This window comes from Nocardioides sp. B129/18 (genome assembly GCF_055282735.1).
The window spans coordinates 82,607-102,764 of the sequence record NZ_JBUZJI010000005.1 but is presented as its reverse complement, the minus strand read 5'-3'; the positions used below and the strand labels follow the sequence as shown (position 1 = coordinate 102,764).

18 protein-coding genes are annotated in these 20,158 nt (G+C 73.3%); 9 read left to right on the top strand and 9 right to left on the bottom strand.

What is annotated here, in order from left to right:
* Positions 1 to 74 precede the first annotated feature (74 nt).
* Entirely contained in the window at positions 75 to 1,643 is a 1,569-nt protein-coding gene (locus tag ACZDWJ_RS05485) for a long-chain-fatty-acid--CoA ligase (protein WP_463519919.1), read from the bottom strand.
* A gap of 137 nt (positions 1,644 to 1,780) precedes the next feature.
* On the opposite strand from ACZDWJ_RS05485, the gene ACZDWJ_RS05480 reads away from it, so the two are divergent.
* Positions 1,781 to 3,244: a S1C family serine protease gene (locus tag ACZDWJ_RS05480; RefSeq protein WP_463519918.1), complete on the top strand. Its 1,464-nt coding sequence runs from the start codon at positions 1,781 to 1,783 to the stop codon at positions 3,242 to 3,244.
* A 165-nt stretch (positions 3,245 to 3,409) separates the two neighbouring features.
* On the opposite strand, the gene ACZDWJ_RS05475 is transcribed toward ACZDWJ_RS05480, so the two are convergent.
* The 3 genes from ACZDWJ_RS05475 to ACZDWJ_RS05465 form a co-directional block, all read right to left on the bottom strand.
* Positions 3,410 to 4,465 carry a GNAT family N-acetyltransferase gene (locus ACZDWJ_RS05475; RefSeq protein WP_463519917.1) on the bottom strand — a complete coding sequence of 352 codons (1,056 nt, stop codon included), beginning with the start codon at positions 4,463 to 4,465 and terminating at the stop codon, positions 3,410 to 3,412.
* A complete protein-coding gene (locus tag ACZDWJ_RS05470) occupies positions 4,462 to 6,168 on the bottom strand; it encodes an ABC-F family ATP-binding cassette domain-containing protein (protein WP_463519916.1) in 1,707 nt (568 codons plus the stop codon). Before ACZDWJ_RS05470 ends, ACZDWJ_RS05475 begins: the two co-directional genes overlap by 4 nt.
* 178 nt (positions 6,169 to 6,346) lie before the next feature.
* Positions 6,347 to 6,724 (bottom strand): LysM peptidoglycan-binding domain-containing protein, encoded by a 378-nt coding sequence (locus ACZDWJ_RS05465; RefSeq protein ID WP_463519915.1) that lies wholly within the window; start codon positions 6,722 to 6,724, stop codon positions 6,347 to 6,349.
* A 269-nt stretch (positions 6,725 to 6,993) separates the two neighbouring features.
* Between ACZDWJ_RS05465 and lexA the strand changes: the two genes are divergently transcribed.
* The 4 genes from lexA to ACZDWJ_RS05445 all read left to right on the top strand — a co-directional run bounded on the left by lexA (position 6,994) and on the right by ACZDWJ_RS05445 (position 12,144).
* Entirely contained in the window at positions 6,994 to 7,791 is a 798-nt protein-coding gene (lexA, locus tag ACZDWJ_RS05460; protein WP_463519914.1) for a transcriptional repressor LexA, read from the top strand.
* A 122-nt stretch (positions 7,792 to 7,913) separates the two neighbouring features.
* Positions 7,914 to 9,599 carry an alkaline phosphatase D family protein gene (locus ACZDWJ_RS05455; RefSeq protein WP_463519913.1) on the top strand — a complete coding sequence of 562 codons (1,686 nt, stop codon included), beginning with the start codon at positions 7,914 to 7,916 and terminating at the stop codon, positions 9,597 to 9,599.
* Entirely contained in the window at positions 9,599 to 10,894 is a 1,296-nt protein-coding gene (locus tag ACZDWJ_RS05450) for an alkaline phosphatase family protein (protein WP_463519912.1), read from the top strand. Before ACZDWJ_RS05455 ends, ACZDWJ_RS05450 begins: the two co-directional genes overlap by 1 nt.
* Before the next feature lie 221 nt (positions 10,895 to 11,115).
* Positions 11,116 to 12,144, top strand: coding sequence for an EcsC family protein (locus tag ACZDWJ_RS05445; RefSeq protein WP_463519911.1), 1,029 nt, complete (start codon positions 11,116 to 11,118; stop codon positions 12,142 to 12,144).
* 59 nt (positions 12,145 to 12,203) lie between these two features.
* Here the strand turns inward: ACZDWJ_RS05445 and ACZDWJ_RS05440 are convergent, their stop codons facing one another.
* Positions 12,204 to 14,225, bottom strand: a complete 2,022-nt coding sequence (locus ACZDWJ_RS05440) for an ATP-dependent DNA helicase (RefSeq protein ID WP_463519910.1) — start codon at positions 14,223 to 14,225, stop codon at positions 12,204 to 12,206.
* Between the two features lie 78 nt (positions 14,226 to 14,303).
* On the bottom strand, positions 14,304 to 14,675 hold the full coding sequence (nirD, locus tag ACZDWJ_RS05435) for a nitrite reductase small subunit NirD (RefSeq protein WP_463519909.1): 372 nt from the start codon (positions 14,673 to 14,675) through the stop codon (positions 14,304 to 14,306).
* Positions 14,676 to 14,796: 121 nt separating this feature from the next.
* On the opposite strand from nirD, the gene ACZDWJ_RS05430 reads away from it, so the two are divergent.
* Complete coding sequence (locus ACZDWJ_RS05430) at positions 14,797 to 15,510, top strand: IspD/TarI family cytidylyltransferase (RefSeq protein ID WP_463519908.1); 714 nt, start codon at positions 14,797 to 14,799, stop codon at positions 15,508 to 15,510.
* A 4-nt stretch (positions 15,511 to 15,514) separates the two neighbouring features.
* Here ACZDWJ_RS05430 and ACZDWJ_RS05425 read toward each other — a convergent pair whose 3' ends face one another.
* Both ACZDWJ_RS05425 and ACZDWJ_RS05420 read right to left on the bottom strand, forming a co-directional pair.
* Entirely contained in the window at positions 15,515 to 16,144 is a 630-nt protein-coding gene (locus tag ACZDWJ_RS05425; protein WP_463519907.1) for a 2-C-methyl-D-erythritol 4-phosphate cytidylyltransferase, read from the bottom strand.
* 88 nt (positions 16,145 to 16,232) lie between these two features.
* Positions 16,233 to 16,718, bottom strand: a complete 486-nt coding sequence (locus ACZDWJ_RS05420) for a CarD family transcriptional regulator (RefSeq protein WP_116570704.1) — start codon at positions 16,716 to 16,718, stop codon at positions 16,233 to 16,235.
* Between the two features lie 247 nt (positions 16,719 to 16,965).
* Here ACZDWJ_RS05420 and ACZDWJ_RS05415 point away from each other — a divergent pair, with 247 nt between their 5' ends.
* From ACZDWJ_RS05415 to ACZDWJ_RS05405, 3 genes are all read left to right on the top strand, one after another.
* Positions 16,966 to 17,739 (top strand): UbiA prenyltransferase family protein, encoded by a 774-nt coding sequence (locus ACZDWJ_RS05415; RefSeq protein ID WP_463519906.1) that lies wholly within the window; start codon positions 16,966 to 16,968, stop codon positions 17,737 to 17,739.
* A 161-nt stretch (positions 17,740 to 17,900) separates the two neighbouring features.
* Positions 17,901 to 18,536: a hypothetical protein gene (locus ACZDWJ_RS05410; protein ID WP_463519905.1), complete on the top strand. Its 636-nt coding sequence runs from the start codon at positions 17,901 to 17,903 to the stop codon at positions 18,534 to 18,536.
* Between the two features lie 4 nt (positions 18,537 to 18,540).
* Positions 18,541 to 19,284, top strand: coding sequence for a phosphoglyceromutase (locus ACZDWJ_RS05405; RefSeq protein ID WP_463519904.1), 744 nt, complete (start codon positions 18,541 to 18,543; stop codon positions 19,282 to 19,284).
* Between the two features lie 86 nt (positions 19,285 to 19,370).
* On the opposite strand, the gene phoU is transcribed toward ACZDWJ_RS05405, so the two are convergent.
* A complete protein-coding gene (gene phoU, locus ACZDWJ_RS05400) occupies positions 19,371 to 20,048 on the bottom strand; it encodes a phosphate signaling complex protein PhoU (protein ID WP_463519903.1) in 678 nt (225 codons plus the stop codon).
* Between the last annotated feature and the right edge of the window lie 110 nt (positions 20,049 to 20,158).

The following is a 20,158-nucleotide window of genomic DNA, read 5'->3' as shown; positions in this document are numbered from 1 at the left end:
GTGCGGTGTCCACGTGGACACCGCACCCTGTCCGGCCAGGTACGGCCGGGTCCTGCCAGGCTGAGGCGGGCCGCTCAGCCCACGGCGCGGGAGCGGCCGGCCCAGAAGGGCGCCCGCAGCTCGCGCTTGAGGATCTTGCCGGTGGGATTGCGCGGCAGCGCCTCGACGATGTCGACGCTCTTGGGGCACTTGTAGTGCGCCAGGTGCTCGCGGCAGTGCGCGACGATCTCCTCCGGCGTCGCGCTCGCGCCCTCGCGCAGCGCGACGACGGCCTTGACCGCCTCGCCCCACTGCTCGTCGGGGACGCCGATGATGGCGACCTCGAGCACGGCCGGATGCTCGGCGAGCACCCGCTCGACCTCGGGGCTGTAGATGTTCTCGCCGCCGCTGATGATCATGTCCTTGAGGCGGTCCTCGACGAAGAGGAAGCCGCCGTCGTCGAGGCGGCCGATGTCGCCGGTGCGGAACCAGCCGTCGGCGGTGATCACCTCGGCGGTGGCCTCGGGCTTGTTGAGGTAGCCCTTCATCAGCTGCGGGCTGCGCAGCCAGACCTCGCCGGGCTCGCCGTCGGGCACGTCCTCGAGCGTGCCGGGGTCGATGACCCGGATCTCGACGCCGGGGACGGCGCGGCCCGCCGACATCAGTCGCTCGGGGTGCTCGGCGTCGAGGTGGTCCTCGGGCAGCAGGTGGGTGGCGACGCCGGAGACCTCGGTGAGGCCGTAGACCTGCATGAACTCGGTGCCCGGCCAGGCCTCCATCGCCGCGCGCAGCAGCGGGGCCGGCATCGGCGCGGCGCCGTAGGTGTAGGTCTTCAGCGCGCCGAAGAGGCGGACGGCGTCGGGCCCGGCGCCGAGCACCTGCTGCAGCACCGCCGGCACCAGGAAGGTGCGGTTGGCGCCGTGCATGATCGCCCCGGCCAGCGACGCGCCGTCGGGGTCGCGGGTCATGACGGTGCCGATGCCGTCGTGGAGGCCGAAGAGCACGTAGGACGAGCCGCCGACGTGGAACAGCGGCATCGAGACCATCGACTTGTCACCGCGCTCGAAGACCCAGCCGTCGTGGGAGTTCACCGTGTGCGCGACGAGGTTGGCGTGGGAGAGCATCACGCCCTTGGGCCGGCCGGTGGTGCCGGAGGAGTAGAGGACGAGGTAGGTGTCGTCGGGGTCGGTGCCGGGCTCGCGGTCGCGGGGCGTGGCCTTCTCGAGCAGACGCTCGTACTCGTCGTCGACGCCGTCGGGCGTGAGCGCGACGATGGTGCGCACGCCGGTGAGCAGGTGGCGGATCCGCTCGATCGCCGGCATCAGCTCGGTGCCGACGACCAGCACGGTGGCGCCGGAGTCGTTGACGACGTAGTCGAGCTCGTCGCCGGCGAGGCGGAAGTTCACGATCGCGGTGGCCGCGCCGAGCATGCCCGCGCTGAGGGAGACCTCGACGCCGGCGGGGTGGTTCTTGTCGAGGTAGGCCACGACGTCGCCACGGCCGACGCCGAGGTCGGCGAGGGCGCCGGCGGTGCGTCGGACGCGGTCGTGCCACTGGGCCCAGGTCCAGGTGCGGTCGAGGTAGCGCATGCACTCCTCGTCGGGGATGGTCTGCGCCCAGTGGGCCAGGCGGTCCTCGGCGAAGCGGGGGTCAGGTGCCGTCATGGATGCAGTGTGACGGGCACCACAAGGGTGAGCAACGGGTCGTCCCAGGACCGGGATCCCGCGCAGGCAGGCGGGTTCAGGGCGACTCACCAGAGAGGTCTCAGTTTCGTCACAGGGTCCTTGGACACAGTGGGGACATGACCGACCACCCCGACGGCCCTCGTCCCGAGGGTCAGCCCGAGAACCCGCAGGACCCTCGCTCCGCGGACGCGGGCGCGCACGACCCCTACCGGGCCCCGCGCCCCTCCGGCGACGCTCCTGAGCCCACCGCCCCGATCCAGCCGGCCGGCGGCTACCCGCCGCCCGCGGCCGGCGGCTCCCCGTGGCAGACCGGCCCTGAGCCCACCGCGATGTACCCGACGCAGGCCCCCGGTGCCCAGCCGACCTACGACGACGTCGTCTCCTCCGGCGCCGAGCAGCCGGCCGGTGCGGCGGCGTTCACCCGCCGGCCCTCGCGCAAGCGCCTGGTGGCCACGCTCATCGCGGCCGCCGTCCTGGCGGGCGGCGCGGCCGGCGTCGGCGGCGCGGCCGCCTACAACGCCCTCGACGACGACGGCGGCTCGGGCAGCGGCTCGAACAGCTCGATCACGACGTCGAAGGTCGTCGACTCCACCAACGCCCCCGCCCCCGACGGCTCGGTCGAGAAGGCGGCGCAGACCGTGCTGCCGTCGGTCGTGAAGATCTACGTCCAGGGCAGCAGCGAGGCCGGCTCGGGCTCGGGCATCATCCTCAGCTCCGACGGCAAGATCCTCACCAACAACCACGTGGTCGAGGTCGCCGGGCAGAACGGCACCATCACGGTCGCCTTCTCCGACGGCTCCACGCACACCGCGAAGATCCTCGGCACCGACTCCCTCACCGACACCGCCGTCATCCAGGCCGAGGGCGTCAGCGACCTCACCCCGGCCACGATCGGCAAGTCGGCCAACCTCGAGGTCGGCCAGAGCGTCGTGGCGATCGGCTCGCCGTTCGGCCTGGAGTCCACCGTCACCAGCGGCATCGTCAGCGCGCTGGACCGCCCGGTCGACGTCGGCTCCGACAACGCCGGCAACGCCACCGTCTACCCGGCCATCCAGACCGACGCGGCGATCAACCCCGGCAACTCCGGCGGTCCGCTCATCGACATGGCCGGCCACGTCGTGGGCATCAACGCCTCCATCCGCACCTCGGGCAGCAGCGGCTCCTCGCCGTTCGGCTCCAGCGACGAGGGCGGCTCGATCGGCCTGGGCTTCGCGATCCCGATCGACGAGGTCATGCCGATCGTCCAGCAGATGCTCGACGGCGACACCCCGACCCACGCCCGCCTGGGCATCTCGGTCTCCGACGCCGCCAGCAGCGACGCCGCCGCCCAGGTCGGCCTCACCAACGGCGCGAAGGTCGAGGAGGTCGGCAGCGGCTCCACCGGCGCCGACGCCGGGCTGAAGAAGGGCGACGTCATCACCAAGATCGACGACACCCAGGTCACCGGCTCGGACTCGCTGGTCGCGACGATCCGCTCCTACCGCCCCGGCGACACCGTCACGGTCACCTTCGTCCGCGGAGGCGACACCAAGACGGTCAAGGTCAAGCTCGACTCCGACGAGAAGACGACGAACTCCTAGGTCCTCTCGCACCCGAGCCCCGGGCCGCCTCTGACGAGGGTGGGCGGTCCGGCGGGCACGGTGGGGACGTGGGGTTCCCACGCCGTGTCCTTCGACGCCCCCGGCGTCCGGCCCCGAGCCGGCGCCGGGGGCGTCGCCACGTCCGGACCTCCCCGAGCGACGGCGTCAGTCGAGCCGGCGCTCGAACCAGCCGGCGCGCTCGACCGCGCGGTAGCCGAGCTGCTCGTTGACCGCGATCATCGGGCCGTTGACCTCGGCGTTCCAGGTGAAGACCTCGCGCACCTGCGGCGCGTGCTCGACCAGCAGCCGGAGCGCCGCGAGCTTCACCGCCAGCCCGAGGCGGTGCCCACGGTGGTCGGGCCGCACGAGCGTGCCCCACTGGTAGGCGCGGTGCGGCTCGTGCTCGGTGGTGACCACCTCGGTGTAGGCCACGAGCGCACCGTCGGCGTCGAGGGCGACGGCGCGGTGGGGGGTGCGGCCCTGGCGGGCCATCACGTCCTCCTCCGAGCGCACCTCGGCGGCACCCGAGGCGTGCGCCTCCATCTCGATGCCGCCGGTGGGCGCCTCGACCTCGAGCGAGCCGGCCAGCACGCCCCAGGCCTGCGCCCACGCGTCGGGCACCGGACCGACGAACGACTCGATCCGATAGGCGCCGTGGTGGGCGGCCGCCTCGGCAGCCAGCGCCTCGAGCCGCTCGGAGGCCACGGGCAACGGCAGCACGCGCAGCACCTCGGAGATGCCGAGGGCGAAGCCGCGCCGACGCAGGAAGTCGGCCCCCACGGTGCCCTCGCCGTCGGTGCCGGCCGCGATGGGCCACCAGGCGTCGGCGCCCAGCCGCGAGCGTCCCAGCGCTCGGCAGCGCTCGACGACGGCGTCGAGCATCCGGGTGCCGTGCCCCTGGCCCCGCACCGCGGGGTCGGTCATGACGCGGGCGTCGATGCGGTCGAGGTTGTCGGTGGTGCGCCACTCCAGCAGCGCGGAGGCGCGCACGGCTCCCTCACCGGGCGGGCCCTCCACGAGCGCCCACGCCTCCATCTGCGTCCCGACCTCGGGCGAGCGCAGCCGCTCGCGCATCTCCCCCGGCATCCACGGCGTCGCGTAGCGCTCGCGGCCGTGTCGCTCGCCGCGGGTGAGGACGTCGTTCCAGGCCTCGAAGGCCGGGGCGTCGTCGGCGTCGACCGGCACGACGCGGGTCGGCTCGAGGCCGGCTCGCGGGCTCATCGGGAGCGCTCCACGCGGCGCTCGTCCCACACGGGCTCGGGCGCCTCGTAGACCTCGCCGTCGGCGCCGTAGACCAGGAACCGGTCGAACCCGCGGGCGAACCAGCGGTCGTGCGTGACGGCCACGACCGTGCCCTCGAACGCCTCGAGCCCGGCCTCCAGCGCCTCGGCGGACTGCACGTCGAGGTTGTCGGTGGGCTCGTCGAGCAGCAGCAGGGTGGCGCCGGACAGCTCGAGGAGCAGGATCTGGAAGCGCGCCTGCTGGCCGCCGCTGAGCGACTCGAAGCGCTGCTCGGCGCTGGCCGAGAGCTCGTAGCGATCGAGCACGCGGCTGGCCTGCTCGCGAGGCATGCCCGGGCGGCCGCGGCCGTCGGGCGACTGCTCGCCCCGGTGAAGGATCTCCAGCAGGGTGCGCCCGAGGAGCTCCGGGTGCTGGTGGGTCTGGACGAACCAGCCCGGCTGCACCCGCGCGCCGAGCCGGGCGAGGCCGCGGTGGCGCACCGGCTCGATCGGACGCTCGCTCACCGGCCGGTTGCCGAGCTCGGGGTCGGTGCCGCCGGCGGCGAGCAGCCGCAGGAAGTGCGACTTGCCCGAGCCGTTGCTGCCGAGCACCGCCACCCGCTCGCCGAACCAGACCTCGAGATCGAAGGGGCGCATCAGTCCGGTGAGCTCCAGCTGCTCGCACACCACGGCCCGCTTGCCGGTGCGACCGCCCTTCAGCCGCATCGCCACCTGCTGCTCGCGGGGCTGCTCGGTGGGCGGGCCGGCCTCCTCGAACTTGCGCAGCCGCGTCTGCGCGGCGCGGTACTGGCTGGACATGCCGTCGTTGTACTCCGACTTCACGCGCAGCCGGTGCACGAGGGCGATGATCTTCTCGTGCTCCTCGTCCCAGCGGCGACGCATCTCCTCGAACCGCTCGAAGCGGTCGCGGCGCGCCTGGTGGTAGTCGGAGAACCCGCCGGGGTGGGTCCACACGGTGTTGCCGGCATGCCCCAGCTCGACGGTGACGATGCGGGTGGCGACGGCGTCGAGCAGGGCGCGGTCGTGGCTGACCATGAGCACGGTCTTCCCGCACTCGCGCAGGCGCTGCTCGAGCCACACCTTCCCGGGGACGTCGAGGTAGTTGTCGGGCTCGTCGAGCAGCAGCACCTCGTCGGGGCCGCGCAGCAGCGCCTCGAGGACCACGCGCTTCTGCTCGCCGCCCGAGAGGGTCGCGACGTCGCGGTGCCGGGCCCGCTCGAACGGGACGCCGAGGGCCGCCATCGTGCAGACGTCCCAGGCCACCTCGAGGTCGTAGCCGCCGGCGTCCGCGTAGTCGCCGAGCGCGGTGGCGTAGGCCATCTGCGTGGGCTCGTCGTCGACCTCCATGAGGGCCAGCTCGCAGCGCGCCACCTCGGCGGCGGCGGCCCGGACCGCCGGCGGCGCCACCGAGAGCAGGAGGTCGGCGACGGTGGGCTGCTCCTCCCCCGTGCCGCGCACGCCGACGAACTGCCCCATGACGCCGAGCCCGCCGGAGCGGGTCACCACGCCGGCGTGGGGTGCCAGCTCGCCGGTGACGATGCGCAGCAGGGTGGTCTTGCCCGCGCCGTTGGCGCCGACCAGTGCGACGATCGCGCCCTCGCCGACCCGGAACGAGACGTCGTCGAGCAGCACCCGCCCGTCGGGCAGCTCGTAGCGGACTCCGGAGACGTCGACGTGACCCACGAGGATCCATCCTCCCTGCCCGCGTCCGAGGAGGCGACCGCATTTCGCCCTCCGGCGTGCCGGGTCCGGAGACGGCGCGAGGGGCGGGCCGTGGGCCCGCCCCTCGTCTTCCCCGTGGCGTCGGCCGGGGTCGAGGCGGCCGACGACGTCTGAGGCGGGCCGACGGCCCGCGCTGCGCTCAGTCGAGCGGCACCTGAAGGCGCTGACCGGCGCGCACCAGGCCGCCGTCGAGGGCGTTGAGGTGCTGGAGGTGGGTGAGCATGCCGCGGACGTCACCGTCCTGCGCGTGGGCGGCGGCGATGTCCCAGAGGGTCTGCCCGGAGCGGACGACGATGACCTGGGTCGGCTCGGGGGTGCCGGGCTCCTGGGTGGCCACCGAGCCGGCCGCCAGCGCGATGCCCGTGCCGAGCACGATCAGGAGGGCGAGCACGAAGACCACCAGACGACCGCGCCGGGTCAGGCGCACCGTGCCGGAGGGCCGCGCGACCGGACGCACGGCGGGCCGAGCGGCGGAGCGGGCGGGGCGGGCGGCGGGCTGGAGGATCAGGGTGCTCATCGGGACTCCTGGGGAAGTGGGAGTGGGACGACGGATGTCTATCGGTCGGCGCCGACAGTTCCGGACGATCGCGGCCCGAGGGTCGGGATTCGCACGGATGTTCGAACTGGATCCAGAGTAGATCAGGTGTTCGATCGAACACAAGAGCGATCTCGATCACGTGTTCGACTCAGGGCCGGCCGGCCGACCCTCCGTGTCTCCCGGGCTGCGGACACGCCGAGTTCGAACAGATGTTTGAGTCCGGCGTCCGGTCTCGCTACCGTCAGGCCATGCCGACCCGCGACCGCCCCGATCCCGCCGAGAAGGCCTCCCCGACCTCGCCTGAGACCTCTCCTGAGAAGTCGTCTGCGAAGCCGCGCGGCAAGACCGTCTCCGAGCTCCCCGACGGCCCGCCGGACGCCACCGGTCTCACCCAGCGCCAGCTGAAGGTGCTCGCCACCATCAAGGAGGCCATCGAGAAGCGCGGCTTCCCCCCGAGCATGCGCGAGATCGGCCAGGCCGTCGGCCTCACCAGCACCTCCAGCGTCGCCCACCAGCTGCGCGTGCTGGAGGAGAAGGGCTTCCTGCGCCGCGACGCCAACCGGCCGCGCGCCCTCGAGGTCTTCCTGCCCGAGGTCCTCGCCGCCCGGCGCTCGATCTCCTCGGCCGACGAGAGCTCCTACGACGAGACCGGCATCGGCGACACCGTCCCCTCCGCGGCCTACGTGCCGGTGGTCGGCCGGATCGCGGCCGGCGGCCCGATCCTGGCCGAGGAGCAGGTCTCCGAGGTCTTCCCCCTGCCGCGCCAGCTCGTCGGCGAGGGCCAGCTCTTCCTGCTCGAGGTCGTCGGCGACTCCATGGTCGACGCCGCCATCTGCAGCGGCGACTTCGTCGTCGTCCGCCAGGAGCAGACGGCCGAGAACGGCCAGATCGTCGCGGCGCTCCTCGACGGGGAGGCCACGGTGAAGACCTTCCAGCGCAAGGACGGCCAGGTGTGGCTGATGCCGCACAACCCGGCCTACGACCCCATCGACGGCACCCACGCGCGGATCCTCGGCGTCGTCACCGCGGTGCTGCGCAGCCTGTGATCCTGTGAGCCACGCCACCCGCGGGCCGTCCCCGATGGCCCGCGGGTGAACGCTCGGCGACGCCTCCGCGACACCTGCCGCCCGCGCCGTCACCTCCGGAGCCCTTGCTGCGTTGAGGGCGCGTGACCCACCTCGATCTCCCCGCCGTCGGCCGCCGCGCCGTCCTGGCCTCCGCGCCCGTCGCCGTCGGCACGGCCGGCGCCGTCGGCGCCCTCGGCTCCAGCGCTGACGCCGCCACGCACCGCGTCTTCCAGCACGGCGTCGCCTCGGGCGACCCGCTCCCCGACGCCGTCGTCCTCTGGACGCGCGTGACGCCCACCGCCACCGCACTGCCCGGCAGCGGCCGCGGTCCGCGCACCGACGTCGTGTGGGAGGTCGCCACCGACCGGCGCTTCCGGCGCATCGTCAAGAAGGGCACCTTCGCGACCTCCGCGGCGCGCGATCACACCGTCAAGGTCGACGTCCGCGGCCTCGCTCCGGCCACCTGGCACTGGTACCGCTTCACGGCGGCCGGCCAGGTCAGCCGCGTGGGCCGCACCCGCACCGCGCCCGCGCACGACGCCGAGCTGCGGCACCTGCGGCTCGGGTTCACCTCCTGCGCCAACTGGCAGGCCGGCTACTTCGCCGCCTACCGCGGCCTGGCCGCGCGCGACGATCTGCACCTGATCGTCCACCTCGGCGACTACTTCTACGAGTACGGCCCCGGGCAGTACGGCTACGGCAAGGACGACGTCGACGTGCGCCCGCACGTGCCGGCGCACGAGGTGCTCAGCCTCGCCGACTACCGCCAGCGCCACGCGCAGTACAAGACCGACCGCGACCTGCAGGACCTCCACGCGGCCTACCCCTGGATCATCACCTGGGACGACCACGAGGTCGCCAACGACCAGTGGTCCGGCGGCGCGGAGAACCACACGCCCGCCACGGAGGGCTCGTGGACGCGGCGCCGCGCCCGCGCGCACCGGGCCTACGACGAGTGGATGCCGGTGCGCCTGAACGGCACCGCCGCCCTCGGCGACGGCGACCGGCTCTACCGCCGCTTCCGCTTCGGCCAGCTCGCCGAGATCAGCATGCTCGACCTGCGCTCCTACCGCTCCGAGCAGGTCGCCTCCCCCGGCCCCGGCGTCGGCGCGGTCGACGATCCCTCGCGCACCATCACCGGCGCAGCCCAGATGGCCTGGCTCAAGCAGTCGCTGGCCTCCACGGCCGTGCAGTGGAAGATCATCGGCAACCCGGTGATGATCGCGCCGGTCGACTTCGGCACGCTGCCCCGCGAGCTCGCGACCGCGCTGCACACCGCCACGGGCGTGCTGCCCACCGACGGCATCCCCTACAACGTCGACCAGTGGGACGGCTACACCGCCGACCGACGCACGGTCTTCCAGCACCTCGCCGACCATCAGACCCGCGACGTCGTCTTCATCACCGGCGACATCCACTCCGGCTGGGCGGCCGACCTGCCCAGCGACGCCTCGCTCTACCCGGCCGTCGGGGAGTCGCTGGCGGTGGAGTTCGTCGGTGCCTCGATCACCTCGAACAACCTCAAGGACATCACCGGCGCACCCCCGCGCACCGCGAGCGTCGCGGTCGAGACCGCCATCAAGGCCGCCAACCGGCACATCCAGTACCTCGACTTCGACAGCCACGGGTTCTGCGTCCTCGACGTCACCCCCGAACGCACCCAGTGCGACTGGTTCGTCATCGGGGACCGCCGGGTGCGCACCTCGCCGGCCACCTGGTCGGTGTCGTACCGGACGCTGGCCGGCAGCAACGCGCTGAGCGCCGCCGAGGGACCGGTGAACGCCTGATGTGCACCTCCTCCTCGCACCCGCGCACCGACGAGCGGCCCTTCGAGCGCGGCCTGCGCGAGATGCGCAGCGGCCGACGCACCGTGCTCAGCGGCGCGGCCGCGGCCGCCGCGGGCCTGGTCTTCACCGGCACCGCCGCGGAGGCGGCCCCCGCACCGGCCACCCGACGTCGTGCCTACGTGCTGGTGATCGACGGCTGCCGGCCCTCGGAGATCAGCGCCACGCTGACGCCGAACCTGCACGCCCTGCGCACCGGGGGGCTCAACCTGCCGCGGGCCCGCTCGCTGCCGGTGATGGAGACCATCCCGAACCACACGATGATGATGACCGGGCTGCGGCCAGACCGCACCGGCGTCCCGGCCAACAGCGTCTACGACCGGGCCGAGAAGGTCGTCCGCGATCTCGATCGCCCCACCGACCTCAAGGCCGTCACGGTCATCGAGCGGCTCCGAGCCCGCGGGTACCGCACCGCCACCGTGCTCTCCAAGGAGTACCTCTACGGCATCTTCGGCACGCGCGCCGGCCGCCGCTGGGAGCCCTCGCCGACGCTGCCGATCACCGACCACGCCCCCGACCTGTTCATCATGCAGGCGGCGCTGGCGATGGTGCAGGACTACGACCCGCACCTGATGTTCGTGAACCTCGGCGACATCGACCGCTTCGGCCACGCCGACCTCACCGGCACCACGCTGAAGGTCGCCCGCCGTCTCGCGCTGGCCGACACCGACCTCCAGGTCGGCCGGTTCGTCGACGCCCTCAAGGCCTCGGGCCAGTGGAAGGACGCCCTGGTCTGCGTGCTGGCCGACCACTCGATGGACTGGTCGCTGCCGAACCGGTTCATCAGCCTGAAGAGCGCCTTCGACGCCGACCCGCTGCTCGCGGGGAAGGTGCAGATCGCCGACAACGGCGGAGCCGACCTCTGCTACTGGACCGGCGCGGCCTCCCAGCGCAGTGCGGCGATCGCGCGGATGCGACGCCTGGCCGAGGCCACCGAGGGCGTCCTGGAGACCCACGAGCCGGCCGCGCTGCGGCTGGGCGCGGGCGCCGGCGACCTCGTCGCCTACTGCGAGGCCGGCTGGCGCTTCTCGGACCCCAGCGCCACCAGCAACCCGATCCCGGGCAACCACGGTCACCCGGCCACCGCCCCGATCCCCTTCTGGCTGGCCGGCGGCCACCCGCGGGTGCCGAAGGCGCGCACCTCCGTGGCGGCGGCGCACACCTACGACGTCGCGCCGACGGTGGCGTCGTTCTTCGACCTCTCGCTGAGCCCCTACGAGGGCGTCGCGCACCTGTAGCGGCCGTCGCCGAGGTGCCACCCCAGCCGGTCTCCCGGCTGCCGTGGCACAGGACGTCGATCTCCGGTGCATCACGGCGAGCTCTGGGCTCGAAGTCGGCTGGCGACTCCGAGCCATGCCCTCGACGCGCCATGTCCACGCAGATGAGCCGCCTGTTCCGGCCCACCCACTCCGGCGCTGAACCTGCCGAGGTGTCGGAGGGCTGGCCTAGCCTCACTGCCATGAACGACGAGGCGCCCGCGCAAGGACCGATGTCCGCCTATGAGCATAAGAGGTGGAAGGAGCTTCAAGCGCATTGGGAGAAGAAGGCGCGTGGACGAAGGGCCTTGCTGCCGCCGAAGGCCAGGGAAGCGCTCGAGTCGTCGGTCGACGCAACCAAGGCCACTGCCTCGAAGGCCGGAAGCAAGATCGCGAACGCCGCGCCGGAGCGGGTCAAGGACGCTGCCAGCGACATGCTGGATTCGGCACTGGCCCCCACCCTGCGCAACATGGTTCGACTTCTTGAGCTCCTGAATGACTGGGTCGTCGAGCTGACCGACCCTGAGAAGGTCCTGGCATATCACCGCGAGCAGGGCAAGGAGATCGAAGCACTCGAGGACCTCCGCGAGCTGGATCTCAAGGACCTCGAGAGTCTCACGGACGGGATGGTCCTGAGGTGGGCGACCCTCGGAGCAGCAGAGGGAGCAGCCCTGGGATCGCTGGCGATGATCCCTGTCCCTGTACTTGGCAGTGCCGCCGCGATCGGGCTCGACCTCATCGCCATGCAGGCGTTGACCGGCGCCATCGCCACTCGCGTCTGCTATTCGTACGGCTACGACGCCAAGGACCCCGAGATGAAGCACATGATCGACCGCATGGTCGCCCGTGGATACAGGAATCAGGCTGTCAAGGCACAATCCGTGAAACGGGCGGGCGAAGCCTTCAGCACTGCAAAGGGCCGAGTGAACTGGAGCCAGAAACTCCGCGACGACCACCGGTTGATGGCCGCGGTGGAAAGGTTGCTCAAACAGGTCGGCGACGGCAAGCGGGTTCCTGTGAAGAACGCCCGCATGGGCATGCCAGTCATTGCCGCTCTAGCAGGAGCAGGCACGAACTCGCATGTGCTGTCCGACACGGTGAGGCAAGCACGTCACTTCGGCGCCACGATGTTGCTCGCCGAGAAGTACGGGCTGGAGCTGCCGGAGAACCTGCGTCGCGGCATCGAGGACGACCCGGAGGACGACGCTGGCCCCTCCTCCTTCGTGCGGTAGGGATCCACGAGTCACGCCGTGCGCCACGCGCGCCGAGGTGGCGTCCTCGAAGGTTTCCCTCAGCCCCGCCCTGCGGCGGCCAGGCGCGCGAGCGCCTGACGCACCAGGGCGGGGTCGGTGGTGCTCCACATCGGCGGGAGGCTGGCCCGCAGGAAGCCGCCGTAGCGGGCGGTGGCCAGCCGCGGGTCGAGGATCGCGACGACGCCGCGGTCGCCGACCGAGCGGATCAGGCGGCCGGCGCCCTGGGCCAGCAGCAGCGCGGCGTGGGTGGCGGCCACCTGCATGAACCCGTTGCCGCCGGCCTGGTCGGCGGCGCGCTGGCGTGCGCTCATGAGGGGGTCGTCGGGCCGCGGGAACGGGATGCGGTCGATGAGGACGAGCTGGCAGGTGTCGCCGGGGACGTCGAGGCCCTGCCACAGGGAGAGCGTGCCGAAGAGGCAGGTGTGGGGATCGGCGACGAACTGCCGCGCGAGCTCGGGCAGCTGGGCGTCGCCCTGCGCGAGGGTGGTGAGGTGCGGCAGCCGCTCGCGCACCGCCTCGGCGGCCGCCTCCGCGGCGCGCCGGGAGGAGAACAGGCCCAGCGTGCGGCCCTCGGCGGCGTCGATCAGCTCGACGATCTCCTCGAGCGCCGCGGGCGCGAGGCCGTCTCGGCCCGGCGGCGGGAGGTGGCGGGCGACGTAGAGGATCGCCTGCTGGCCGTAGTCGAAGGGACTGCCGACGTCGAGGCCGCGCCAGGGCTGGGCGTCGGCGGCCGTGGCGGGCGCGGCGCCGGCGTCGCTGCGCTCGGAGGGCTTGAGCCCCAGGCTGCCGGCCACGGCGCCGAAGTCGCCGCCGAGCATGAGGGTGGCGGAGGTGAGCACGACGGTCTTGTCGGCGAGCAGCCGCTCGCGCATCGGACCCCAGACCTGCAGGGGCGCGACGCACAGCCGCGGCGGGATGCGCTCGCCGCCCTCGGAGAGCCACACGACGTCGTGCTGGCTGCAGGCGGCCATCCGCTCGGCGATCTGGAAGACCTCCTGGACACCGCCGCGCGCCTGCTGGCGGCCGGGGTCGGCGTCCTCGCCGGACTCCTTCGGGAAGGCCGAGATGCAGCCGCGGGCGGCGTCGCGCACGAGGGCGAGGGCGTCGCTGAGGTCGACGGGCAGCTGCTCGAGCCGGCCCGCCCGGGTGTCGTTGATCGCGGCGCGCAGGGCGTCGGAGGCGTCGGCGAGGTCATCGGCCTCGGAGCCGTCGACGTGCCGCTGCGCACGGCGCGCGGCCCGCTCGACGTCGGCGGCCGACAGCTCGTCGGTGGCGGCCTGGGTGACGCGGGCGACGAGCTCGTGGGCCTCGTCGACGACGACGGCGTCGTACTCGGGGATCATCGGGACGCCCTCGATGGCGTCGATGGCCAGCAGCGAGTGGTTGGTGATGATCAGGTGGCTGCGGTGGGCGCGCTCGCGGGCCTGCTCGGCGAAGCACTCCTGGCCGAACGGGCAGCGGCTGGCGCCGAGGCAGTCACGGTGGCCGACGCTGACCTGACGCCACTCGCGCTCGGTGTGGCGCGGGGCGGCGTCGCGCTCGCCGGTGCCGCCGCCCTCGGCCTCCTCCTCGGCCCAGGCCCGCAGCTCGAGCACCTTCTCGGCCATCGAGCCCTGCGGGACGTCGACGAGCACGCCCTGGTCGTCCGGGACGCCCTCGCGGATGCGATGCAGGCAGGCGTAGTTCGAGCGGCCCTTGAGCACGGCGTAGGAGGCGTCGACGCCGGCCGTGCCCTTGATGGCCTCGACCAGCCGCGGCACGTCGCGCTCGACGAGCTGGTGCTGGAGGGCGAGGGTGGCGGTGGCGACGACTACGCGCTCGCGGTGCAGCAGCGCCGGCACCAGGTAGGCCAGCGACTTGCCGGTGCCCGTGCCGGCCTGGACGAGCAGGTGCTCGCCCTCCTCGAAGGCGGCGGCGACGGCCTCGGCCATGGCCACCTGGCCCTCCCGCTCGGTGCCGCCGAGCGCGGCCACGGCGCCGCCCAGCACGGCGCGGACCCGCGCGGAGCGGGCCTGGGCGTCGGGGTCGGACGGGGCGGGAGCGGGGGCGGGGTTCGGCATGGCCGCCACAGCCTAGGCGAGCGCGCCGACGTCGGCGGTCACGCCGCACAGGAGCCGCAGCACCGGGTCCCGCGCGGATCAGGCCGCGCTCTTGCGGTGCCCCACCAGCACGACGCCCTCGACGACCTTCACGTCGTAGGCGGGCACCGAGACGCTGGTGTCCTCCAGGCAGCGGCCCGAGCGCAGGTCGAAGGCGTGCCGGTGCGCCGGGGAGGCGACGAAGGGCACCTCGCCGCGCCAGCCGACGATGCCGCGGGCGATCACCGAGGCCTTGGCGAAGGGGTCGTGGTTGCCGAGGGCGTAGACGTGCTGGTCGTCGACGCGGAAGATCGCGACGGCCTGGCCGTGCACGAGCGCGGTCGCGCCCCGCTCGACCTCCAGCTGGTCGAGCTGGCAGACCGGCTGCCACTCGGCGTGGCCGTCCCCGTCCCTGCGCAGCCGCGGGCTCATCGCGCACCTCCTCCTCGCCGCTCCACGCGAGGGACGCTAGGCGCGCGATTCGACGTCCCCGGTTTCCTCATGTCACAACCGTGTAAATCTCCCGGCGGGCGCGGGCGGTAGGTTCGCGGCCGTGAGCGGGACGCAGCGAACGGGCACGGCGGTGGTGGTGCTGGGCGCCGGATCGGGCACCCGCGTCGGCGCCGAGCTCGACGGCGTCCCGGTCAACAAGGTGCTCGTCCCGCTGGCCGGCGTGCCGGTGCTGGCGCGCTCGGTGCGCACCGCCTGCGCGGTCGCCGCGCGGGTCGTCCTGGTGGTGCGTGCCGGCGAGGAGGCCGCCGTCGCCGCGGCCGTCGAGCCGCACCTGCCCGACGACGCCGAGGTCGAGGTCGTCACCGGCGGCGCCACCCGCCATGCCTCGGAGTGGGCGGCGCTGCAGCACCTGGCCCCGGACGTGGAGTCCGGCGCGCTGCGGCTCGTCGCGATCCACGACGGCGCCCGCCCCCTGGCCACCGCGACCCTCTACGGCGGCGTGCTCGACGCCGCCGAGGAGCACGGTGGCGCGGTGCCGGTGACGCCGGTGCGCGATCTCCTCGACGCCTCCCTCGGCGCCGTCGAGGGCCCGCTCGCGGGCATGCAGACCCCGCAGGCCTTCCGGGCCGCGCCGCTGCTGGCGGCCTATCGGGCGGCGCAGGCGGCGGGCTTCGAGGGCACCGACACCGCGGCCTGCCTGGCCGCGCACGGCGACGCCGCCGCGCGCGTGGTGGCCGTCGCCGGATCCGCGCTCAACCTCAAGGTCACCTGGCCCGAGGACCTCGCCCTGGCCGAGCGGCTGCTCGACGCCTGAGCCCTCACCGGGGGTCGAGCGCCTCCAGGAGGCGCAGCTCCTCGACGTCGTGCACCCGGCGGCCGACGGGCGGGGCGAGCGCGAGGCGCACCTCGTCGGGACCGGACTCCGCGAGCAGCCGGGCCACCGCGCCGAGGTCGACGCCGTCGTCGAGCCGCACGCCGCGGCGCTCGAGCTCGGCCACGTGCCGCGCCGGCAGCACCAGCGGCGAGGCCAGCGCCAGCAGCGCGTCGCGGTCGAGGGTCTCGCCCAGCAGCGCGACGCCGTCGGCGTCCTCGAGCCGCTTGACGGTGTCGCTGACCGGGCGCACGCCCAGCACCGCGACGTCCTCGCGCACGGCCTCGAGCAGACAGGCGACGACGAACGCCGGCGGCGTGAGCGGGCACAGCGCGTCGTGGAGGACGACGGGGTCGCCCGTCGCGGCGAGCGCCCCGACGCCGACCCCGAGGTCGACCAGGTCGACCCCGGCCTCGCCGAGCGCCCAGGCCGCGCAGGCCACCAGGGGCTCGCCGTGGACGAGCGCGAAGGGCAGGGAGCCGCGTCCGGCCTCCAGCACCAGGCCGAGCGCGTCCGGGCGCTCCTCGCCGTCGTCGGGGGGCGGGAGGTCGACGGGCTCGGGGAGGGGTCCGCTCACGGCTCCGACCCTAGGCCGGGAGTCGCCGGGACGCACGACGGCCCCCGGGGATCCCCCGGGGGCCGTCGTCAGCACGGATGTGCGTGGATCAGGAGGCGAGCACCTCGTCGAGGATGGCCTCGGCCTTGTCCTCGTTGGTGTGCTCGGCCAGCGCCAGCTCGGAGACGAGGATCTGACGGGCCTTGGCCAGCATGCGCTTCTCGCCGGCCGAGAGGCCGCGGTCGCGCTCGCGGCGCCACAGGTCACGGACGACCTCGGCGACCTTCATGACGTCGCCGGAGTGCAGCTTCTCCAGGTTGGCCTTGTAGCGGCGCGACCAGTTGGTGGGCTCCTCGACGTGCGCAGCGCGCAGGACGTCGAAGACGCGGTCCAGGCCCTCCTTGTCGACGACGTCGCGCACCCCGACCAGGTCGAGGTTGCAGGCGGGCACGCGGACCACGAGGTCCTGCTGGGCGACGATCCGCAGCACGAGGTACTGCCGGTCCTCTCCCTTGATGGTGCGGGTCTCGATGTCCTCGATGACGGCAGCCCCGTGATTCGGGTAGACGACCGTTTCGCCGACGGTGAAAGTCATATGTCAGGTTCCCCTTCCTAGGTCTCTATCTTAACACGGCCTGAGAAGGTCATCCACGGCGTTTGCGCAGGTCAGAGCCGTGATCGGTCGCATCGGAGGGGTTGACACGACCCGGAGGGCTGTGGTGGCGCCCGCGTGTACCCGCTTCTCGACGATCTCAAACCTGATCGACCCGCACCGGTTTCGAGGCACGCCCGGGGACCGGAGGGGTGCTCAGGAGCCGGGCCCCCTGGCCGATACTGGCGCCATGGCCCTGCCCGGCACGACTCCCGACGAGCGGACCGCCAGCAGTCCCGCGCCCACCGCGCGGCGCCTCTCGGTCCGCACCCTCACGCCCGTCCTCCTCCTGCGCGCCGCCCACCCGCGGCAGGGCGTCCTCACCGCGGTCGTGATGGCCGTCGCCGCCGCGCTGGCCGGCCGTCCGCAGCGCGAGGTGCTGCTGGTGCTGGCGACGGTGCTGGTCGGCCAGCTGGTGCTGGGCTGGCACAACGACCTCGTCGACCGCGAGCGCGACGCCCGTCATGCGGCGGGCCGCAAGGCGCTCACCGACGGGCTGGCCGTCGGCACGCTCGGCTACGCCCTCACCTGCGGGGTGCTGCTCCTGGTGCCGTTGGCGATCGCCAACGGCGTGCGCGCCGGCTCGGTCTACCTCGCCGCGGTGGCCCTCGGCGTCCTCGGCAACCACGTGCTGCGCCGCGGCGTCCTCAGCTGGGTCACCTGGGCGGCGTCCTTCGCGCTCTACCCCGCCTTCCTCTCCTACGGCGGGTGGGGCGGGGCGAGCCTCGGCGATCCGCCACAGCCCGCGATGATCGCCCTGGCCGCGCTCCTGGGCGTCGGCGTCCACCTCTTCACCGCCCTGTGGGGCCTGGTGCCCGACCACGAGGACGGCTGGCGCTACCTGCCCCTGCGGGTCGGCCTGCGCCTGGGCGCGGGACGCCTCCTGACGCTCAGCTCGGCCTGGATCGTGCTGAGCCTGGTCGGCCTGGCCCTCGTCGGCTCCTCGGTCGGCCTGCGCGCCTGAGCGGCCGTCCGCACAGCCGTCCTGCCCAGCCGTCCTGCCCAGCCGCCTGCACGGGCCCGGCCGCGGACGTGACCGGGTCGACTGCTGAGCCGGTGCGCGCGGAGCACCCACCCGGCGATAGGCTGGTGACGCCTCGCCCGACGACACCCGAAGGTCTCACCATGCCTCACCGCCGGCCCGTCCGCCGCTCCGCCGCGCTCGCGGTGGCGGCGCTCGCGATCGCCACCCCGATGCTCTCCTCGTGCGGCTTCAACTACGCCACGGACCGCGTCTACACGCCGGCCGCCGGCCTGAACGACCGTGACGGCGAGGTCGACATCCTCAGCGCCGTCATCGTGTCCTCGCGCCCGGGCGAGGGCACCCTCGTCGCGAGCATCTCCAACGGCTCCCCGGAGAAGCGCATCTCCCTGCAGGGCGTCGAGCCGGCCGGCTCGACCAAGGTCGAGGTCGCCTCCTTCCCGGCGATCCCCCTGGCCCCGCTGCGCAACGCCGACCTCGCCGAGGACCGCATCGGCGTCACCGGCGAGTACGGCGCCGGCCAGGTGCTGAACATGACCTTCACCTTCAGCAACGGCCAGAGCACCACCATGGGCGTCACCGTCGTCACCAACTGCGACGAGTTCCAGGGCTTCGACACCGCCTTCGCCGACAAGGCCTCCCCGGCCGCGTCCCCGTCGGCCACCCCGACCGAGGTCCCCTCGGCCGAGCCCACCGACACCGACGAGAAGGGCGAGGCGTACAGCTGCGCGCAGCCCAGCACCTCCCCCATGCCGCACTCCGAGAACGTGGGCGAGTGACCTCGTGACCCACACCCTCGTGCTGCTCCGCCACGGCGAGAGCGAGTGGAACGCCAAGAACCTCTTCACCGGCTGGGTCGACGTCGCCCTCACCGAGAAGGGTCGCGGCGAGGCGGTCCGCGGCGGCGAGCTGCTCCGCGAGGCCGGCGTGCTGCCCGACGTCGTCCACACCTCGCTGCAGCGCCGTGCCATCAACACCGCGGCCCTCGCGCTCGACGCCGCCGAGCGGCACTGGATCCCGGTGCGTCGTTCGTGGCGGCTCAACGAGCGTCACTACGGCGCGCTGCAGGGCAAGGACAAGAAGCAGACCCTCGAGGAGTTCGGCGAGGAGCAGTTCATGCTCTGGCGCCGCTCCTTCGACGTCCCGCCGCCGCCGCTGGCCGACGACGACGAGTTCTCCCAGTCCGCGGACCCGCGCTACGCCGACCTCGGCGAGGAGCTGCCGCGCACCGAGTGCCTCAAGGACGTCATCGCCCGCCTGCTGCCCTACTGGGAGTCGGCGGTCGTCCCGGACCTCCGCGGCGGCTCGACCGTGCTGATCGCCGCCCACGGCAACAGCCTGCGCGCGATCGTCAAGCACCTCGACGGCATCAGCGACGACGACATCGCCGGACTCAACATCCCCACCGGGATGCCGCTGGTCTACCGGCTCGACGACGACCTGCGGCCCACCGTGGCCGGGGGCGAGTACCTCGACCCCGAGGCCGCCGCCGCGGCCGCCGCAGCCGTCGCGAACCAGGGTCGCTGAGCGCCCCACCCCGCACGAGCGCCAAGGGCCGGGATCCCCGCGGGGATCCCGGCCCTTCGCGCGTCCGGTCGTGCAGCCGTTCGGGCTCAGGCCGGCAGGTCGGCGCCGGCGGCGCGCACGCTGCGCGGGTTCTCGCCGGTGACGACGAAGACCACCCGGTGGGCGATCGAGACCGCGTGGTCGGCGATGCGCTCGTAGTAGCGGCCCAGGAGGGCGATGTCGACGGCCGCCTCGACGCCGTGCGCCCAGTCGTCGGAGAGCAGCTGGGTGAAGCTCGTGCGGCGCAGCTGGTCCATGATCTCGTCGTCGCGCCCGAGCTCGATGGCGGCGCGGACGTCGCGGCTGAGGATGATGTCGGCGACCCGGCGCACCATGTCCTCGGCGATCTGGCCCATCCGCTCGACGGTGGGACGGATCTCGTCGGGGACGGCCCGGGCGGGCACCCGCAGGCGGGCGATCTTGGCGACGTGCACCGAGAGGTCGCCCATCCGCTCGAGCTCGCTGACCATGCGCAGCGCGGCGATGACGACCCGGAGGTCGCCGGCGACGGGCGCCTGCAGGGAGAGCAGCTCGAAGGCGTTCTCCTCGACGCGCTCGCGGGCGCGGTCGATCTCGATGTCCTCGGAGATCACCCGCTCCGCGATGGCGGCGTCGCCGGTGAGGAGGGCCTCGGTGGCCGAGCGGACCGAGGCCTCGACCCGACCGCAGATCTCGGCGAGGTCGTCGAAGACGGAGTCGAGCTGCTCGTGGAACACATCGCGCATGCGCCGAAGCCTACGGATGATAGGTGACCAGATGGCGGTGACGCGTGAACGCTGGATGAACAGCGTGAAGGTTCGTCTCCGTTGGTGAATGGCCGGTGTGCGCCATGCGT

What these genes read in the sequence shown, in the direction of transcription:
- ACZDWJ_RS05485 (WP_463519919.1), bottom strand. Translation starts at nt 1,643, where the DNA reads ATGACGGCACCTGACCCCCGCTTCGCCGAGGACCGCCTGGCCCACTGG.
- ACZDWJ_RS05480 (WP_463519918.1), top strand. Translation starts at nt 1,781, where the DNA reads ATGACCGACCACCCCGACGGCCCTCGTCCCGAGGGTCAGCCCGAGAAC.
- ACZDWJ_RS05475 (WP_463519917.1), bottom strand. Translation starts at nt 4,465, where the DNA reads ATGAGCCCGCGAGCCGGCCTCGAGCCGACCCGCGTCGTGCCGGTCGAC.
- ACZDWJ_RS05465 (WP_463519915.1), bottom strand. Translation starts at nt 6,724, where the DNA reads ATGAGCACCCTGATCCTCCAGCCCGCCGCCCGCCCCGCCCGCTCCGCC.
- lexA (WP_463519914.1), top strand. Translation starts at nt 6,994, where the DNA reads ATGCCGACCCGCGACCGCCCCGATCCCGCCGAGAAGGCCTCCCCGACC.
- ACZDWJ_RS05450 (WP_463519912.1), top strand. Translation starts at nt 9,599, where the DNA reads ATGTGCACCTCCTCCTCGCACCCGCGCACCGACGAGCGGCCCTTCGAG.
- ACZDWJ_RS05445 (WP_463519911.1), top strand. Translation starts at nt 11,116, where the DNA reads ATGAACGACGAGGCGCCCGCGCAAGGACCGATGTCCGCCTATGAGCAT.
- ACZDWJ_RS05440 (WP_463519910.1), bottom strand. Translation starts at nt 14,225, where the DNA reads ATGCCGAACCCCGCCCCCGCTCCCGCCCCGTCCGACCCCGACGCCCAG.
- nirD (WP_463519909.1), bottom strand. Translation starts at nt 14,675, where the DNA reads ATGAGCCCGCGGCTGCGCAGGGACGGGGACGGCCACGCCGAGTGGCAG.
- ACZDWJ_RS05420 (WP_116570704.1), bottom strand. Translation starts at nt 16,718, where the DNA reads ATGACTTTCACCGTCGGCGAAACGGTCGTCTACCCGAATCACGGGGCT.
- ACZDWJ_RS05415 (WP_463519906.1), top strand. Translation starts at nt 16,966, where the DNA reads ATGGCCCTGCCCGGCACGACTCCCGACGAGCGGACCGCCAGCAGTCCC.
- ACZDWJ_RS05410 (WP_463519905.1), top strand. Translation starts at nt 17,901, where the DNA reads ATGCCTCACCGCCGGCCCGTCCGCCGCTCCGCCGCGCTCGCGGTGGCG.
- phoU (WP_463519903.1), bottom strand. Translation starts at nt 20,048, where the DNA reads ATGCGCGATGTGTTCCACGAGCAGCTCGACTCCGTCTTCGACGACCTC.